This window comes from Gilliamella sp. CG22, from assembly GCF_046635725.1.
GTDB lineage: Bacteria > Pseudomonadota > Gammaproteobacteria > Enterobacterales > Orbaceae > Gilliamella > Gilliamella apicola_I.
In genome coordinates this window covers 1-18,267 of sequence record NZ_JBIDFK010000006.1, presented here as the reverse complement: position 1 = coordinate 18,267, position 18,267 = coordinate 1, and the positions used below count along the sequence as shown (strand labels likewise).

The following is an 18,267-nucleotide window of genomic DNA, read 5'->3' as shown; positions in this document are numbered from 1 at the left end:
TTGAAATGAACAACAATTCTGAAAAAAATAAACCAACCATTTTTTATGCGAAGAACAGTGAACCTCAGAAACGTTCTCGCTCAACTCAGCAGAAAATGACGGGTCGTAAAGACAATTTTAAAAAAGATTCATTTCAGTCTAAAACCAAAATTAGACAATCAGTAAATGACCGTATTGAAGTATTTAAACCTAAAACCAATAAACCTGGGACAGAAAAACTGAATCGTAATTTAGAATCAAATTTTAAGTATGGTCAATTTGTCGAACATGATTCTCCATGGCAGAAAAAAGTTCGTGATAATGAGCAAACGCCTACTTATGGTTATGATGAATATCGTCAACGTAAAGAAGAAACCCTCGTTTATAGTGAAAACAGTTGTAAAGCTGTTTTCAAACATCGACGCTCAGCAATCGTCAAATTATTTATTACTCAAGATATGACCTATCAGTTTAAAGATTTAATTAGCTGGTTAGTCAATCAACGTTTAGGCTACGATGTCGTATCGGTTGAACAAATTGCGAAAATAACCCAAACGGAGCATCATGGTGGGATCTGTTTAATTGTTAAAAAACGTATACCACTTACATTAGTCGATTACCTCGAAAAAAATAGTGGCAAAAACCAAGATTGTGTTTTAGCAATTGATGATGTGAATAATCCCCATAACTTAGGTGGAATTATTCGAAGTGCCGCATTTTATGGTGTAAACGGTGTCATATTGCGTCAGACTAATTTACTCAATAGTGGCGCAGCAATGCGTATTGCCGAAGGGGGAATCGAAGCGATTGAGTCGATAAAGAGTGATGACTTTGTTGCTTCGCTTGAACGATTAAAACAACATGATTATCAGATTGTTGCCTTATTACCATGCCCGGTTAAGTCAATTAAATCGAGTGAATTACACCAAATTAAATTTAATAAAAAAGTCGCTATCGTTATTTTTCAACAAATTAATCGAAAACTGGTAGAATGTGCAGATGTAGTTGTACATTTACACGGTAATGATAATATGGCGGCACTAAATATTTCTGTTGCTACAGGTATCTTATTATCAACATTATAATTAAAAAATATGATTACTTTATTTTTGCTCAAAACATTAATACCTATAAAGGTTAATGGGATTTGATAAAATAGAGTATATGTTAAATAGCATCAATTGGTTAGAAAATGAATATTTTTTCTGTAGATTGTTAACAAGTTTTAAATGCATTGGTAAGTGGTATGGAGTCTAAACATAAAGTTGGTTTAATTTTTGGTAAGTTTTATCCTCTACATAGTGGACATATATATTTAATTGAAAAAGCGATGAGTCAGGTCAATGAATTACATATTTTTCTTGGCTGTGAACCATCACGTGATCAACAACTGTTTGACAAAAGCCATTTATCAAAACAACCTAAAGTCAGTGATCGATTCACATGGCTGAAAGAAACCTTCAAAGACCGTCATAATATTCATATTCATGTTTTAGATGAAGCTGGAATCCAGTCTTATCCAAATGGCTGGAAAGACTGGAGTGATCGTGTCAAACTTATTTTGAATGAATATAAAATCAAACCAACGGTTATATTTACCAGTGAACCTCAAGATATAAAAAATCATGAGCTTTATTTCGGTTGCCCAGCAATTATTATTGATGCTGATCGCAACTTTATAAATATTAGTGCTACTCAAATACGCGAAAACCCCTACCAAAATTGGTCTTTTATTGCACAAGCTGCCAAGCCTTTTTTTGTCAGAAAAGTGGCGATTATAGGACAAAAAATATTTAAAGAACTCCCAATACAGCTCGCTAATATTTATAACACGCAATACGTATCAAATGGCTATATTAATTATATCGAGCGGGAATTAACAAACTCACATAATAAGCGTTATTTGAGTGAGGCTGATTACCTTAAAATTGCAATGTTACATGTTGAACGGATATCGAGTGCTGAAGTACAGGCTAATAAATTACTGTTTGCTTCAATCGATTTTGATACGTTAGCACATTATTATCAGCAAGTGTTTGATAAAGAACATCAAGTTTTAAACGCATTAAAAGAAAATTATCATTTTGATTTGGTCATCCATGAAAAAGATTTTGACCCAAATCTTTCATCATTAGAATATTTTGAAACCGTATCCAATATGGTCGAAAGGTTGTTGATTTAGTTCATCACTTTTATTCTGGCTTATGCTAAAATAGCCTAAATCTTTGTGATGGGTAAATTTTATGTCTCAATCTTCTGACAAACAAAATAACGATAATCAAGAAAAAATAGATTTTGGTTTTACGCAAGTTTTAAAACAAGATAAAGTAAAACGTGTTGCGGATGTCTTTCATTCCGTTGCCGACAAATATGATGTAATGAATGATTTAATGTCATTTGGTATTCATCGTATTTGGAAAAAAATTACCATTGAATATAGCAGTGTGCGTAAAGGTCAAAAAGTATTAGATCTTGCTGGTGGCACTGGAGATTTAACTGCAAAATTCTCACAATTAGTCGGCGATGACGGATTAGTGGTGCTCGCTGATATCAATGAATCCATGTTAAAAGTTGGACGCGAAAAGCTTCGAGACAAAGGATTATTCAAAAATATTGAATATGTGCAAGCTAACGCTGAAGAGTTACCTTTTGCGGACAATTTTTTTGACTGTATTACCATTTCTTTTGGTCTACGTAATGTGACTGACAAAAATAAAGCATTACAATCCATGTGGCGAGTATTAAAACCTGGTGGTCGTTTATTAATTCTTGAATTTTCCAAACCGCAATACCCAATTTTAAATAAAGCTTATGATCTTTATTCATTTACTATGTTACCGTTAATGGGCAAAGTTATTGCGAATGATGCTGACAGTTACCGTTATTTAGCCGAATCAATTCGAATGCATCCTGATCAAAAAACATTGAAAAAAATGATGGAAGATGCAGGATTTGTAGATGTCAAATATCACAACATGACAGGTGGTATTGTGGCGTTACATACTGGTTTTAAATTTTAAGCGATGAAATCTAATGACATTTTTCAGACTCTATAAAATATTAACCGTTTTTCGTGCATATCAATTAAATGAATTATTGCCAACTAATCGATTTTCAAAGTGGTTACCAATTTTAATATCATGTTTATTTTGGATAAGGCCGAAAGCAAAACATGAAGAAATTGGCGAGCGATTACGTCAAGCATTGCAAGAGCTTGGGCCAGTCTGGATAAAATTTGGTCAAATGATATCAACTCGTCGAGATGTGCTTTCTAAAGATATTGCAGACAGTTTAGCTAAATTACAAGACCAAGTTGATCCTTTTGACGGGAAGGTGGCAAAACAATTAATCGAAAAAGCACTAGGTCAGCCAATTGATCATTATTTTTCAGATTTTGATGAACAACCATTGGCATCGGCATCGATTGCACAAGTTCATACAGCCATATTAAAACGCAGCCAAGCTGAAATTGTCATTAAAGTATTGCGTCCTAACATTATACCAGTCATCAAAGCGGATATTGGCTTAATGTATTGGCTTGCCAAACAGTTTACTAAACGCATTAAGTTCGGTGCAAAGTTGCGAGCAATTGAAATCGTACGTGATTATGAACTTACCTTAATGAAAGAGTTAGACTTAAAACAAGAAGCTTATAATACCATACGCTTACGTGACAATTTTATTAATAGTAACATATTATATATACCTTACATTTATCAAGAACTCTGTCGAGAAAACATCTTAGTTGAGGAACGCATTAAAGGTGTGCCAATTGGTGATAGCCAAACACTTAAACAACACAACATTGATATGAAGCTGCTAGCTGAACGAGGTGTTCAAGCTTTTTTCACGCAGGTTTTCAAAGATAATTTTTTCCATGCTGATATGCATCCGGGCAATATTTTTGTTGACATTACCGAGCCACAAAACCCCCGTTACATTGGAATTGATTGCGCTATTATTGGAATTTTAACAGAAGATGATCAGTACTATCTTGCTGAAAATTTCCTTGCCTTTTTTAATCAAGATTATCGCAAAATAGCTGAAACCTATATTGCATCGGGTTGGGTTCCTGAATCTACCGATCCGATTGCTTTTGAAATGGCTATGCGCAACGTATGTGAACCTGCATTTGCAAAACCGTTGGCTGAAATCTCATTCTCACAAATTTTACTAAAACTATTTGATGTTGCCAGACGATTTGAAATGGAAATTCAACCACAATTAATCTTGTTGCAAAAAACGCTATTTTATATTGAAGGTTTGGGGCGTCAACTATATCCAGAACTCGATTTATGGCAAACCGCTAAACCATTCTTAGAAAAATGGTATGAAGACAAATATAGTGCTAAAACTATTATTCAGCAAGCATGGGCTTCATTACCACAATGGCGAACACTTTTGCCTGAACTGCCTGCAAAACTTAATGATTACGCACGCATGACAAAACAGATGAATCATCAAATTAGACAGATTAATCACGAACTAACGTGTCGAAAAAAACGAGAACGAATTTTATACAGTGCAATAGGAATACTCATTATATTATTTATCTCTATGCTAATTATTCATTAGATGAGTTATTTGGGAATCTGATAATTTAAGTGTATAATCAAATCACAAATGACGTCGGAGATAATTATCATGATGCCAAGTTGGCCTCAATTACTCATATTAATTGCAGTTATTGTATTACTGTTTGGAACCAAAAAATTACGCTCATTAGGTTCGGATCTTGGTGCATCAATTAAAGGCTTTAAAAAAGCAATGAATGAGGATGATGATAAAAAAACATCAACAGAACAACCAAATAAAGTTGAAACTGTAGACTCCTCTAACGATGAACAAACGACAAAAAAAGAGTAGGTTGTGTTCGATATCAGCTTTGGTCAATTATTATTAGTTTTAATTATTGGACTGGTGGTATTAGGGCCAGAGCGTTTGCCTATTGCAATTAAAACCGTTGCAGGTTGGATTAAAGTATTACGACGAATGTCGGCAACGGTCCAACTTGAACTCAACAAAGAGCTAAAACTGCAAGAGTTACAAGATAGTTTAAAAAAAGCAGAACAAAGTGGTTTAACCAACTTAACACCTGAAATTCAAGAATCAATTGATGATTTAAAACGTGTGACAGAATCGTTACAAAAAGAGATTGATTCAGCAACCCAAACCGATATTGAAAACCCAAATAAAGACAAACCATGACAGACGACGCATCTCAACCTTTAATTGGACATCTTGTTGAACTTAGAACACGACTTTTACGTTGTATTATCTGCATTTTATTGGTTTTAATTTGTCTACTTTACTTTTCTAATGATATTTATCACATCGTTGCTAATCCGTTAATTAGTCAATTACCTACAGGTAGTAGCATGATTGCAACTGATATTGCAGCCCCTTTTTTTACACCCATTAAATTAACGGCAGTGGTGGCGATATTTATTTCTATTCCCTATGTACTTTATCAAGTGTGGGGATTTGTTGCACCCGCGTTATATCAAAATGAAAAACGTTTAGTCGTGCCACTGATTATATCAAGCACAGTGCTATTTTATATAGGTATTGCTTTTGCTTATTTTGTGGTATTCCCACTTGCATTTTACTTTTTTATCCACACAGCACCGATTGATGTTGCAATCAATACCGATATCACAAAATATCTAGATTTTGTCATGACTTTGTTTGTGGTATTTGGATTCGCTTTTGAAGTCCCTGTCGCCATTATACTACTCTGTTGGACTGGCGTGACCACACCAAAAAGTTTACGGAAAAAAAGACCTTACATCATTGTGGCTGTGTTCGCCGTTGCTATGTTTGTTACCCCACCTGATGTATTTTCACAAATATTATTAGCGATACCAATTTGTTTACTTTTCGAAATTGGGACTTTTTTCGCCCGTTTTTATCAACCCCGTAAACATGATGAAGACGAAAATAATGAATAACAAACACAATAAATACGGGCTTTGATGCAAGCAAAGAAAGCACAAAAATACAAATATTGAGACTGGCATAAAATTACGTCAACAATGGGAACACTTGTCCCTTCTATAAACCGATCCTAAGGGCGGCATCGACCAATACCGACAAAAAACGAACGCTTTAACATAGTCCCTAATTTTTGATATTTTTATGTATTACTAAAAAACCTATCACAATAACTGGGAAACAACGCTGTTAAAAAATCATTTAAAACCAATAAATTATTATTAAAAATTAACCCATTAGAAAAATGATTTATTAAATAAAAATTTAATAATTATGATTATTAATCGTTAATAACTATTGTTAAATTTTAAAATAAATACTTTTTTTATTTTTCACTTTATGCAAAGCTAATAGCTAATTTTAGTAATCAGCACGAAGGAAATTTAATGACTAAACATTATGATTATATTGCAATCGGTGGTGGTAGTGGTGGCATTGCATCGGTAAACCGAGCGGCTTCATATGGCAAAAAATGCGCAATCATCGAAGCAAAATCTTTAGGTGGGACTTGCGTGAACGTGGGTTGTGTGCCCAAAAAAATCATGTGGTATGGCGCTCAAATTGCTGAAGCAATCAATCATTATGGTTCTGATTATGGATTCGATACGACTATCAATCAATTTAGTTGGGATAAACTACTGGCTAGCCGAAACGCCTACATCGACCGAATACATCAATCTTATGACCGTGTACTAACTAATAATAAAGTTGATGTCATTTATGGTTATGCCAAATTTGTTGATTCTCACACTATTGACGTTAATGGCGAACAATATACCGCCGATCACATATTAATAGCCGTTGGTGGAAAACCGAGTATACCAAATATTCCTGGTGCGGAATATGGTATTACATCGGATGGTTTTTTTGCACTCAAAGCTTTACCTAAACGTGTAGCTGTCGTGGGGGCTGGGTATATTGCTTGTGAAATAGCCAGCGTATTACATTCATTAGGTTCTCAAACTCATCAATTTATACGCCAAGCGACACCATTACGCAGTTTTGATCCACTCATCATTGAAACCTTAATGGAAGTCATAGCCAGCGAAGGTCAACAACTCCACACGTTTGCGATACCAAAATCAGTGACTAAAAATAGTGATAACTCGTTAACATTACACCTTGAAAATGGAGAAAGTTATACTGTTGATTGTCTAATTTGGGCAATTGGTCGTGAACCTGCAACACAAAATATGAATTTAGCAGCGGCAGGTATTAAGGTTAACGATAATGGATTTATTGTTGTAGACAAGTACCAAAACACTAATGTTGCCGGTGTTTACTCGGTTGGCGATGATACAGGCGCAACAGCCCTAACCCCTGTTGCTGTGGCTGCAGGACGTCGTTTATCTGAACGGTTATTTAATAATAAACCTGATGAACATCTAGATTATAACAATATTCCAACTGTTGTCTTTACGCATCCTGCAATTGGTACTGTTGGATTAACAGAACCTGAAGCGATTTTGCAATATGGACAAGAAAACGTTAAAGTCTTCAAATCAACATTTACCGCGATGTATACAGCTGTAACACAGCATCGCCAACCTTGTCGAATGAAATTAGTCTGTGTTGGTGATGAAGAAAAAATTATCGGTATTCATGGTATCGGTTATGGTATGGATGAAATATTACAAGGTTTTGCGGTAGCACTCAAAATGGGCGCAACCAAAAAAGATTTTGATAACACCATAGCCATTCATCCAACCGCCGCAGAAGAATTTGTCACCATGCGGTAAATGTCGATTTGTCTGGATTTAAAATAGAATAAAAAAGCAGGAAACATCCTGCTTTTTTATTGATAGAATTATTTATTATTGGCTTTATTTGACCAACCTTTTTTTGCTAACGGATAAAAACCCACCGCAACTGCAATTAACGCGACAAACGAGATATAAATACCTGCACCAAGATAACTATAATGACCCAGTAAATGGTCGGGGCTTAAAAGATAAATAGTTAAAGTGGGTGTAATGGCACTAAATAAAGCGTAGGCTAAATTATAAGAAAACGATAAACCCGAATAACGAATCGCAGGTGGAAAAGTTCTTGTACCAATGATTGGTGTCATGGCGACAGCGCCAATAAATAAACCAAATATTGCCCAAGTTAAATATAATTCAGTAAGTGAAATTGTTGGTGACAAAGTACTATAAAAATAGATACTCATCACAGCCAAACCACCCCATGTTATGATCACTGTTTTTGTTGTCCCCAGTTTGTCTTCTAACCAACCAGAAATAACACAACCGATAGTTAAGGTTAATGCTGCAATACAACCACCAATTCGCCAATCCAGATTAGCAAAATGATACATCCCACCAACAATACGACCAGGCGTTATTAAGATACCCACCATAATCGCAGTGGATAATGACCAAGTTAAAAGTGCTACAATCAAACACGCCGTTTTATGATTTTTTAAAACAGAGATGACAGGAATATTTTTTTCAATTGCCTTACGGGCAGCTAATTCTTTGAAAATAGGGGTTTCGGATAAAAACCGACGCAAATAAACCGAAATGACACCAAAAATACCACCAACAATAAAAGGGATCCGCCAAGCATAATCTAAAATATTTTGGTGGCTAAAACAAAGATCAATAATAATGGTCACAATAAAACCAAGTAAAATACCCCCAGTAATACCCGAAGTTAAGGTTCCGACACCAAAGCCATAACGTTGTTTTGGCACGTGTTCAGCAATAAAAACCCAAGCGCCCGGCATTTCACCGCCAATGGCTGCTCCTTGCAACATACGCATCACTAATAATAACAACGGTGCAAAAATTCCAATGGTTTCGTAGGTGGGTAAAATACCAATAATAAATGTGGGTAAAGCCATCATTGCCACGCTAAGTGTGAACATTTTTTTGCGACCGACTTTATCGCCAAAATGAGCCATAATGATACCGCCAACAGGGCGAACCAAGTAGCCAGCAGCAAAAATTCCCCATGCAAAAAGATCTAATGTTAAAGGTGATAACGTATGAGGTAAAAAAAGAGGTTTGACAATCGTATCGATATACAGGGCATAGATGACAAAATCATAAAATTCTAACGTTCCCCCCAAAGAAGACAAAACTAATGTTTTTAAATCTTTACTGTTTAATGGCCTTGTAGCAGGCTGCCATTCTGCGTTAATTTCAGATTGACTCATGAAAAAACCTTAATTGTATGGTTAATATAAAATAGAAAATAAAGAAAATGACTCTTTTATAACTAAAACTTGTTATAAAAATAACATTCTGCCATAAAAAATTGTATTTAATTTCATCATAAAAAAATTTAATGAATGCGGTAAAACTGAACATTTGATTTATAATAATTAAAACATTTAATTATTTTATGTTGTACTATCAATAAACTATTTTAACTAAGGATGAATTTGGGGATGATGACTAAAACAAAAATACGCTGTGACTGGGTTTCAAACGATCCTTTATACATAAATTATCACGACAACGAATGGGGAATTGCCCAGTATGATAGTCTAAAATTATTTGAAAAAATCTGTTTAGAAGGACAACAAGCGGGATTATCTTGGATCACCGTATTGAAAAAACGTGAAGAATATCGGCGCTGTTTTTTTGATTTTAACCCTGAAAAAATTATTACGTTAACCCAAAAAGATGTTGAACGTTTACTCGAAAACAAAGGACTGATTCGAAATCGATTAAAACTAAATAGTATTATAAAAAATGCACAAGCTTATCTAACAATGAAAAGTAATAATGAAGATTTTTCGACATTTATTTGGTCTTTTGTCGACGGTAAACCAATTATCAATCACTACAAAGACCTTAGTGAAGTGCCTGTCAGTACCGATATATCTGATAAACTATCAAAGGCATTAAAAAAACGAGGCTTTTCTTTTGTTGGGTCAACAATTTGTTACGCTTTTATGCAATCAATGGGATTAGTCAATGACCATTTTGAACATTGTTATAAAAAATAGGAGTTAAAAGAAATGATCGCCAAATTATTTAAGTATGGCTTAGCGTTAATCTTGACTTATTTTGTTATCACTAACATCGTTATTTATCTTTATTCTAAACAAAAGCCAGAGCCAGATGCCGACACCTTAGTTGTATTAGGCGCACTTGTTGTAGGTAAGCCTGCTGTTCCTCATTACACCTTAGCCCAACGATTAGATGTTGCCTACGATTATTTACAACGTAATCCACGAACGAAAGTTGTTGTGTGTGGGGGACAAGGTAATAATGAGTCGGCGACCGAAGCAAGTGTGATGGCACAATATCTAATTAATAAAGGTATTGATCCAAAACGGGTATACCAAGAAGATAAATCGACGCGAACAGCTCAACAATTTGTGTATGCCAATCGTGTATTGCCGTTAGGCAAGACAGTTGTGGTAACTAATGATTTTCATATACTGCGTTCGCTAATGCTGGCTAAACGTTCAGGCTTTAACGAAATATCTGGTTTATCGGCACCATTAGGGTGGGGAAATGAAGAAAAATATGTCGCATTAATCCGAGAACCCCTAGCATTGGCAAATTCTTGGTTATTCGATCATCCAAAGAAAGATGAATAATCAGCCGACTGATTCTATCACTTAAATAATCAATGAATAACGGCAAAACCCATAGTCACTACTGTTTTTGCCGTGCGTCCATGCTATTATTAGGCATTCAAATTTAAATCAGCTACAAACATATATGAAAACAGATACCATTGTTGCACAAGCAACGCCACCCGGTCGAGGTGGTGTGGGCATTTTGCGAATTTCGGGGCCACAGGCGCAAACCGTTGCGCAAGCGATACTCGGTAAAATACCAAAACCTCGCTATGCGGAGTATCTTCCTTTTCTAGCTTCTGACGGCACAACCTTAGACGAAGGAATAGCGATATTTTTTCCTAATCCTCACTCTTTTACGGGCGAAGATGTACTAGAGTTACAAGGGCATGGTGGGCCTGTCATTTTAGATTTGCTTTTAAAACGGGTATTAGAGATTGCTAACGTCCGTATTGCAAAGCCGGGTGAATTTTCAGAGCGTGCTTTTTTGAATGATAAATTAGATTTAGCCCAAGCCGAAGCCATAGCCGATTTAATTGATGCAAGTTCTGAGCAAGCTGCAAAATCAGCGATTTCATCTTTGCAAGGCGTGTTTTCGAAAAAAATTAATGAATTGGTTGAATCATTAATTCATTTACGCATTTTTACCGAAGCCGCAATAGACTTTCCTGAAGAAGAGATCGACTTTTTATCAGATGGCAAAATAGAAGCACAACTTAATGAAGTGATTACTCGCTTAAACGAAGTTCGCCAAGAAGCAAAACAAGGCTCACTGTTACGAGAAGGGATGAAAGTGGTGATAGCTGGTCGTCCAAATGCCGGTAAATCAAGCTTACTGAATGCGCTGGCGGGTCGTGATGCGGCGATTGTTACCGATATTGCAGGCACAACGCGTGACGTATTACGTGAACATATTCATATCGATGGTATGCCCCTACATATTATTGATACTGCGGGTTTACGTGATGCCAGTGACGAAGTTGAACGCATTGGTATTGAACGAGCTTGGCAAGAAATTGAACAAGCAGATAGGGTACTATTTATGGTCGATAGCACCACCACAACCGAAACCAATCCCGAAAAGTTATGGCCAGAATTTATAGAACGGCTACCCAAAAATATGCCTGTTACAGTCATACGCAACAAAGCAGATTTAACTGGTGAAGCATTAGGTTACAATCAAGTCAATGGTTACTCACTTATCCAACTTTCTGCACGAACAGGGGAAGGGGTAACGTTACTTCGTGATCACTTAAAACAAGCCATGGGTTTTACCAGTAGTACTGAAGGCGGCTTTTTAGCACGTCGACGACACCTGCAAGCACTCGAAAAAGCGTCAGAACACCTCAACAATGGTAAGTACCAACTGACGGCTTTCCATGCTGGTGAACTTCTTGCCGAAGAACTCAGACTTGCCCAAGAAGCGCTAAGCGAAATCACTGGCGAATTTACTTCAGACGATTTATTAGGTCGTATCTTCAGTTCGTTTTGTATTGGAAAATAAGACTTAACTAGGTTACTGCATTTAAATTTAATGAATTTTCATAGTGTTACTCTTTAAAATTAACTATTGCAAAATGTTCAAAAAAAGGGTAATTTTACGTTTAGATATTGTTAACAATTTTTAAAGAATATTTAAAATATAAAATTGTATAAATTTGAAAGCAGTAACTGAAAAACTAGAAAAATTTTTAGATTATTGATTTTTTAACTAATATTAAATCAATTAAGCTTAATTTGTGAATACAAAATAAATCATAATATCTTGCCTTAAGGTCAGATATATTAATAGGTAAAAACCTGCCACATTGTAAACTTCACACTCATCGCTTCAATTTTAACAATATCTTATTCAAAATATCGCAAAATAAATATTTTTATATTTATCACATGGAAATAACTCACACCAAGTTGAGTTAAAAGGAATATTAAAAAAAAATTGGAATGAATTAAATGGAAAAGCATACAACCACCAAAACCACAAAAGAAGAACAACTTCAAAAACAAAAAGAAGAGCAAGCCGCTGAACTCGAAGATCGCATTATTTATGCTGAAGCAAACAAGGATGGCAAAGATTCTCGTTCAGCTTTAGCAAATGGTGGTTGTGGCGTTTGCGAACGTCAAGGATTTCCCATTTTTCTGGTCAGAAAAGCGCCGATTAGTAAAAATTTCAACTTAGCCCAAAAAATGGGTGAAACCATTAAATTATTGGAAGACAATCGAGAGCCACCCATTGATTTAGTCACCCACAAATATGTCTATCGAACCTTACGCGTGGGTTACGTTTATATCTTAGTCAAACATAAAACGAAAGGGTGGGAGTTTTTAGGATATGAAGTGACGCCTTCAGGCGTATTTCGCCATAAAACCATTACTGACTTAAAAGAGCGAAACATTAAAGAGATCCCAGAAAGTTGTACCAAAGACGGCAATCACCATATACCCGGTTCTTTTATCAATATTGACACCTCAATATATGAAGGCGAAGCCTACATTGCTTACACTCGTCGAGCCTGGTCTCAAGGTAAAAACAGTACAATAGAAAAATACCTAAAATTAATGAATGAATCGTCGATCACAATTGAAGTACCTTCTAGAAAAAGATCTTCTTCGACAACCGGTGATTCTTCGACAAAAGAACATTTTGAGAGAGATATTCTTTTAGAAGAAGCGATTAAACGTTTTACTAAAATTAACCTGAATCAAGAAGCATACAAAGATCCAAGCAAATTAACTGACGGGGGCAAGCGAAGTTTTGAGTTTCAAAAACTCAAATCCGATAATTCATTATTAGAGCTGGCTGCTGATCCACGATTTATCATCACACATGACGGTAAAAAACGTTTGTTAAGTTCGAAAAACTTTATCACAGCCCACAAATTTAACTCATTACGAGACAGGTCAAACGCAAATAATAAAGAGTTTTTAGCGACAAGCTTTGTATTAGATGCGCAAATTGAGAAATTAGAACAAACGCGTGAATACAAAGTCCCTGTTGTGGTTCTGGAAGATACGTTTGGTATAGCGGAAGAACTGAGCTTACAACGACAATTAAGGATTGAGCCCATAGCGCAACTGGTGATCAAATCCGAAGAGATTTATAACCAAAAAATTGATGAACATTTCAATAAAATCTTGGGATCTAAACGTGTGGATATACCAAGTCATGAAGATGACAATGATGAAAATGTCAATCAACCCAAAAATACCCCAAATTCAAATAACATAATGATAAGCCAAGATTATAATTACTATTACAATGCGACTTTGGCTGCGGGAGTAAATGCAGATTATTTTAGAGAAAAAACACTGCATAAACGTAAAACGTTATCATTGATAAATGAATATCGCAATCAAATCAAAGCAATAGAATTATCAAAAGCACGAGAAGAGCTAGAGTATGACTATATATCAGAATCCAGGATAGGAATTAACAGGCAAACTAGTGTTTGGCCAAAAACAGAATACTTACTATCAAAGGGATATTTTGAAGTTCCGATGACAGCTGAAGAAAAAATTAACCATCTGAAAAAAATTAATAAAAAGGATGGTTTTTTTAAAAAAGCTGAATATTTCGATGTCAAAGCTTTTAAACATAACAGCATAATAAATGGTCGTGCCGAACTCGATGCTTTAATGAGAACCAGCAAACATTTGGAAAAATATGAAAAACTATTAAAACCGGGTGCTGAAACTCAATTTACCAATTTAGAAAAAAACAGATATAACGCTATAATCAGTTCGATTAATCATTTTTCGCAGGACTATTTGTATTATTTGCTATGGTTATTGGGATATCCAATCTTGTCAAAACATACTCCGGACAAAATGATCCGATTTAATAGTTGCAAATTTTGGTTTATAGAGTGTGATACAAATTGCTCTAACAACCATGTAGGTTATCTTTCAGATTTTTTAGCAATCATTGATTTTACATGTATAGGTGGCGTGACGAACCCAATACAAATAGCATTATGGGAGAACTTAATCAAGTATGACGATGGTATTTTTTATCATCTGCTTGATGGACGAAGTAACAGTTTTTGGGAGTTAATCATAAAAAAACGCCTTAACATCATGAAACAAGAGCTGGAAGCGCACAGTAATTTATACTCGCCGATAGAAGACAAATCCGACGAACAAATAGCGCAATATCTAGGCGAAGCGGAAGAAAAAGAATTAAAGGCGAAAGCGAAGCGATTGCAGGAAACCAAAACGATATTACAAGAGCTGGAAGCGGAAACAAAGACAAACCAATTAGATAAAAAATTCTTCTGTGAAAAAGGCGAGCTTATGTTGAAGCTTTATTCGATACTCATATCACGTGTACTTTCATGGCATTCCAACTTTACAGAAAAAGACCTAGCCCTATCATCTTATCTGGTTATTCAAAAACGATTATCACAGTTGATTACTGAAAGCGGGTTGGTGATAAATGGCGAATTGATTTTTCATTTTCAAATGAAAAATATTCCGGTGTTAGAGTTACGTGAATTTAATCAATATTTCGAACCGTTGCGATACAGTAGCACAAGTTCACCTTATCCGGCTTATTCGCAAACAGAAGAAAGTCAAAATGGGGTGGTTGATTGGAATTTTGTGATAACAGCCAACGACTATATCGATATTGGCTTAAAACTAGTCGATGTCATCAATGACCGTACCGTGCTGAGAAATGGCTCGGTATTATTTCAACGATTAGAAAACTATATACTCGATAGATTTTCAGGCATAAATTCGAATTCAATATTTCCTGCCCGAACATTAAAAAATACCGGTGTGTCAATATATAATCGGATAGCCAAACTACAAGGCGAGTCAATCTTAGACAGTATAAAAAATGCCGGTTTTGACCCGACGGCTAAAATGACGGCATTTGGCGGTAGCATAGCTTTTGTTAAATCGATTTCAGCCGGATTACAATCAGCCGCCACCTACATCAACTACAAAGAAAACTTGCAAAAACTGGAAGATGCAAACTTAAGCGAAACCCTGCGTTATGAAATTAAACGCGATTTACAGTTTGGCATATATAAAGTTGGAGCAAGTTTTGCACTGTTAGTCAACGAAGTTTTAACCTTTATCAATATGGGGTTACCTCATTTAGCCGGGTCGTTTATTGCAAACCGAGCCAATCTCAGTCTTTTAGTCAATGGGGTGTTTAAAACCTCTGCCATGGTGGCGGGTGTCGTGGGTGTATTAGGTAGTGCGATATCGATAATGGAGGGTATTTTCTTAATTGCCAAAGGACAACAAAAAAGTGGGGCAACCAAAACAGCGTATTGTGTAGCAGGAGGGCTTCAGGTACTGGCTGGTGTATTAAGCTTAGCCGGCACGATAGGTACGTGGTTACAAATAACCGCTTTTTTAGGGCCGCTAGGGGTGGGGATTTTTGTGTTAGGTTTAATTGCGGGGGTAGTATCAGTCATTTTACTCATTATCTTTGAAGATAAATCAGACAAATGGGATAAAATGCAACTTTGGTTTAACCGCTGTTTATTGGGTTTAAATGAACACCCGGATAAAGGTCTACCTTATTTACCTACGTTTGACAGTATGGCAATGGCAATTAATGACTTTATGGTTGCCATGTTTGGTGCTAATGTTGCTATTCAGTTAGAAGAAGAGAAGATTTATTATGTCAAAAAAATGCGTCAATATTTAGAAGGTGTCAACATTATTGACAAAATTAAAGACAAATATAAAGACCAATATAAAGTCATATATAAAAATAAAGATTGTCCTGACCTTGCAGGAATAAAAGCAATGGGTGTTAAAGCCAGAAGTCGCGAAATTTATCTGTCGGTGGCATTGCCTCATTATGATTCTGACGTGAGCCATTACGAAGGGGTGCTTCGCACTTATAATTATGACTATCAAGAGCCCATTACCTTGCATATAAGCAAAGGAGAGGAATACCCGATTTTAACCTTTGCCGATAGCTCAGCCACGGATTTATTAATTAAACGGGAAGTCCCATTAAAGCCTGAAACAGATGAAGATAAATTAGAAATAAACCAAATAGGTAAAGTTGAAGCCTATGGTGATGCAATAAATAAAGAAACCCGTGAAAATCTTGGTTATTTTGAAATTTTTTATAAAATGGGCGAGTTTTGTTATGACGGCATTGAAGAGCTTTATTTACAAATTAATTACTGGCCACAGGGCAAAACGTCGACAAATAGCAAAAATCAAACCGTCACCAATAAACCGTTGGTGTTTATTGACAGTTACAAACATCATCACTCCAAATTGGGCGGATTTTAAGAATATCAGGAGAACCACATTGAAAACATTAACTAAATTCACCTTACTGACATTAATCACCTGTTCACTATTGGGTTGTTATAATAAAGAAAAACTAAGGGAGCATATTCAAAAAGAATATGATGAATCACGAGCCATAAATAAAGCTAAAGGCGACTTTTGTTATTTTCTTGGTTCAGTAAAACTACCGTATACGGATGAACCAGTATTAGAAAGTGACAGTCAATGGGCGAGTTGGAATAAAGGTAAATTAGCGAAAACCTTACCACTGTTTGCTGAATTAGGTTTATTAAGCCAAACGCCGGTAGAAGGGCAATCAGGCATTTATCGCTATGACTTAACCGATTTGGGGCGTGAATATTGGCATCAATTTATTGATAATAGAGGGAATAGCGGAAGGAAACCTTTTTACAATAGTTCATTTTGCTATGGTCCTAAAAAAATAGTAAAAGTAAAAGATATAACAGAAAAAACGTATGAAAAAGGTCGTTTTACAGGAAGAAAGGAAACACAAGTTAATGTAAAAATCGATTATCAGGTATTGGATACCCCTGATTGGGCGTTGAATGCGCAAGATAAACTCAATGCTTTATATACACAAGTGGATGTGAAATTGCCAGGAAAAAATTATCCTGAAACTGTTGTCTTTATAAAAGGTGATGACGGTGAATTATATCATCAACCCTTAGCCTATTTACTAATTAAACCTTAGAAGCACACAATGAAAACATTAACTAAATTCACCTTACTGACATTAATCACCTGTTCACTGTTAGGTTGCTACAACAAAGAAAAACTAAGGGAGCTCATTCAAAAACAATATGAAAGGTCAATGTCGTTAACCAAAACCAAAGGCAATTTTTGTTATTATTTAGGCGCGGTTAAATTTCCGTATACCGATGAACCGGTATTAGAAAGTGATACTCAATGGGCGAGTTGGAATAAAGGTAAATTAGCGAAAACCTTACCACTGTTTGCTGAATTAGGTTTATTAAACCAAATGCCAGTAGAAGGGCAATCAGGCATTTATCGCTATGATTTAACCGATTTGGGGCGTGAATATTGGTATCAATATATTAATAATAATGGTAAGAAAACTATTTACTATAGCTCTTTTTGTTATGGCCCCAAAAAAATAGTAAAAGTAACGGATATAACAGAAAAAACGTATGAAAGTGGGTTATATCGAAAAAATCAGACAAATGTGTATGTCGATATCGATTATCAAGTATTGGATACCCCTGATTGGGCATTAAATGGGGAAGATAAACTCAATGCTTTGTATGATCCTATAAAGGTAAAAGTACCCGGAAAAACTTATATTGATGAGATCACTTTTATCAAAGGCGATGACGGTGAATTATATCATGAACCCTTAACTCATTTAATGATTAAACCTTAGAAGTATGCAATGAAAACATTAACTAAATTCACCTTACTGACATTAATCACCTGTTCACTATTGGGTTGTTATAACAAAGAAAAAC

Annotated in this window: 14 protein-coding genes and 1 pseudogene; 14 read left to right on the top strand and 1 reads right to left on the bottom strand. The window is 35.5% G+C overall.

Annotated elements, in window-relative coordinates; translation table 11 throughout:
• The first annotated feature begins 5 nt into the window (after positions 1-5).
• From ACGH46_RS06790 to gorA, 8 genes and pseudogenes are all read left to right on the top strand, one after another.
• Complete coding sequence (locus ACGH46_RS06790) at positions 6-1,064, top strand: TrmH family RNA methyltransferase (protein ID WP_267352311.1); 1,059 nt, start codon at positions 6-8, stop codon at positions 1,062-1,064.
• 161 nt (positions 1,065-1,225) lie between these two features.
• Positions 1,226-2,161 carry a multifunctional transcriptional regulator/nicotinamide-nucleotide adenylyltransferase/ribosylnicotinamide kinase NadR gene (gene nadR, locus ACGH46_RS06785; RefSeq protein WP_411599029.1) on the top strand — a complete coding sequence of 312 codons (936 nt, stop codon included), beginning with the start codon at positions 1,226-1,228 and terminating at the stop codon, positions 2,159-2,161.
• A gap of 61 nt (positions 2,162-2,222) precedes the next feature.
• Entirely contained in the window at positions 2,223-2,999 is a 777-nt protein-coding gene (gene ubiE / locus ACGH46_RS06780) for a bifunctional demethylmenaquinone methyltransferase/2-methoxy-6-polyprenyl-1,4-benzoquinol methylase UbiE (RefSeq protein WP_220216630.1), read from the top strand.
• Positions 3,000-3,012: 13 nt separating this feature from the next.
• Entirely contained in the window at positions 3,013-4,554 is a 1,542-nt protein-coding gene (gene ubiB, locus ACGH46_RS06775; RefSeq protein ID WP_411604934.1) for a ubiquinone biosynthesis regulatory protein kinase UbiB, read from the top strand.
• A gap of 69 nt (positions 4,555-4,623) precedes the next feature.
• Complete coding sequence (gene tatA, locus ACGH46_RS06770; RefSeq protein WP_267352308.1) at positions 4,624-4,845, top strand: twin-arginine translocase TatA/TatE family subunit; 222 nt, start codon at positions 4,624-4,626, stop codon at positions 4,843-4,845.
• Between the two features lie 3 nt (positions 4,846-4,848).
• A pseudogene (gene tatB, locus ACGH46_RS06765) lies at positions 4,849-5,184 on the top strand (Sec-independent protein translocase protein TatB); the annotation flags it as partial.
• Entirely contained in the window at positions 5,184-5,930 is a 747-nt protein-coding gene (tatC, locus tag ACGH46_RS06760; RefSeq protein ID WP_267352306.1) for a twin-arginine translocase subunit TatC, read from the top strand. The pseudogene tatB and the gene tatC, both read left to right, overlap by 1 nt.
• 429 nt (positions 5,931-6,359) lie before the next feature.
• Complete coding sequence (gene gorA, locus ACGH46_RS06755) at positions 6,360-7,712, top strand: glutathione-disulfide reductase (RefSeq protein ID WP_411604931.1); 1,353 nt, start codon at positions 6,360-6,362, stop codon at positions 7,710-7,712.
• A gap of 68 nt (positions 7,713-7,780) precedes the next feature.
• Here the strand turns inward: gorA and ACGH46_RS06750 are convergent, their stop codons facing one another.
• Entirely contained in the window at positions 7,781-9,133 is a 1,353-nt protein-coding gene (locus ACGH46_RS06750) for an MFS transporter (RefSeq protein ID WP_411604929.1), read from the bottom strand.
• 234 nt (positions 9,134-9,367) lie between these two features.
• Between ACGH46_RS06750 and ACGH46_RS06745 the strand changes: the two genes are divergently transcribed.
• The 6 genes from ACGH46_RS06745 (at position 9,368) to ACGH46_RS06720 (ending at position 18,182) form a co-directional block, all read left to right on the top strand.
• The gene (locus ACGH46_RS06745) at positions 9,368-9,931 is read left to right on the top strand and encodes a DNA-3-methyladenine glycosylase I (protein ID WP_411589896.1); all 564 of its coding nucleotides are present in this window, start codon (positions 9,368-9,370) and stop codon (positions 9,929-9,931) included.
• Between the two features lie 12 nt (positions 9,932-9,943).
• Entirely contained in the window at positions 9,944-10,531 is a 588-nt protein-coding gene (locus ACGH46_RS06740; protein ID WP_411604926.1) for a YdcF family protein, read from the top strand.
• A gap of 124 nt (positions 10,532-10,655) precedes the next feature.
• Positions 10,656-12,017 carry a tRNA uridine-5-carboxymethylaminomethyl(34) synthesis GTPase MnmE gene (gene mnmE, locus ACGH46_RS06735; RefSeq protein ID WP_267361478.1) on the top strand — a complete coding sequence of 454 codons (1,362 nt, stop codon included), beginning with the start codon at positions 10,656-10,658 and terminating at the stop codon, positions 12,015-12,017.
• Between the two features lie 449 nt (positions 12,018-12,466).
• On the top strand, positions 12,467-16,780 hold the full coding sequence (locus ACGH46_RS06730) for a toxin VasX (RefSeq protein ID WP_411604923.1): 4,314 nt from the start codon (positions 12,467-12,469) through the stop codon (positions 16,778-16,780).
• 19 nt (positions 16,781-16,799) lie between these two features.
• Entirely contained in the window at positions 16,800-17,492 is a 693-nt protein-coding gene (locus tag ACGH46_RS06725; protein ID WP_411604920.1) for a hypothetical protein, read from the top strand.
• Between the two features lie 9 nt (positions 17,493-17,501).
• Complete coding sequence (locus ACGH46_RS06720) at positions 17,502-18,182, top strand: hypothetical protein (RefSeq protein WP_411604918.1); 681 nt, start codon at positions 17,502-17,504, stop codon at positions 18,180-18,182.
• The last annotated feature ends 85 nt before the right edge of the window (positions 18,183-18,267 follow it).

Coding starts and splice junctions, on each gene's coding strand:
- ACGH46_RS06790 (WP_267352311.1), top strand. CDS start 6: ATGAACAACAATTCTGAAAAAAATAAACCAACCATTTTTTATGCGAAG.
- nadR (WP_411599029.1), top strand. CDS start 1,226: ATGGAGTCTAAACATAAAGTTGGTTTAATTTTTGGTAAGTTTTATCCT.
- ubiE (WP_220216630.1), top strand. CDS start 2,223: ATGTCTCAATCTTCTGACAAACAAAATAACGATAATCAAGAAAAAATA.
- ubiB (WP_411604934.1), top strand. CDS start 3,013: ATGACATTTTTCAGACTCTATAAAATATTAACCGTTTTTCGTGCATAT.
- tatA (WP_267352308.1), top strand. CDS start 4,624: ATGATGCCAAGTTGGCCTCAATTACTCATATTAATTGCAGTTATTGTA.
- tatC (WP_267352306.1), top strand. CDS start 5,184: ATGACAGACGACGCATCTCAACCTTTAATTGGACATCTTGTTGAACTT.
- gorA (WP_411604931.1), top strand. CDS start 6,360: ATGACTAAACATTATGATTATATTGCAATCGGTGGTGGTAGTGGTGGC.
- ACGH46_RS06750 (WP_411604929.1), bottom strand. CDS start 9,133: ATGAGTCAATCTGAAATTAACGCAGAATGGCAGCCTGCTACAAGGCCA.
- ACGH46_RS06745 (WP_411589896.1), top strand. CDS start 9,368: ATGATGACTAAAACAAAAATACGCTGTGACTGGGTTTCAAACGATCCT.
- ACGH46_RS06740 (WP_411604926.1), top strand. CDS start 9,944: ATGATCGCCAAATTATTTAAGTATGGCTTAGCGTTAATCTTGACTTAT.
- mnmE (WP_267361478.1), top strand. CDS start 10,656: ATGAAAACAGATACCATTGTTGCACAAGCAACGCCACCCGGTCGAGGT.
- ACGH46_RS06730 (WP_411604923.1), top strand. CDS start 12,467: ATGGAAAAGCATACAACCACCAAAACCACAAAAGAAGAACAACTTCAA.
- ACGH46_RS06720 (WP_411604918.1), top strand. CDS start 17,502: ATGAAAACATTAACTAAATTCACCTTACTGACATTAATCACCTGTTCA.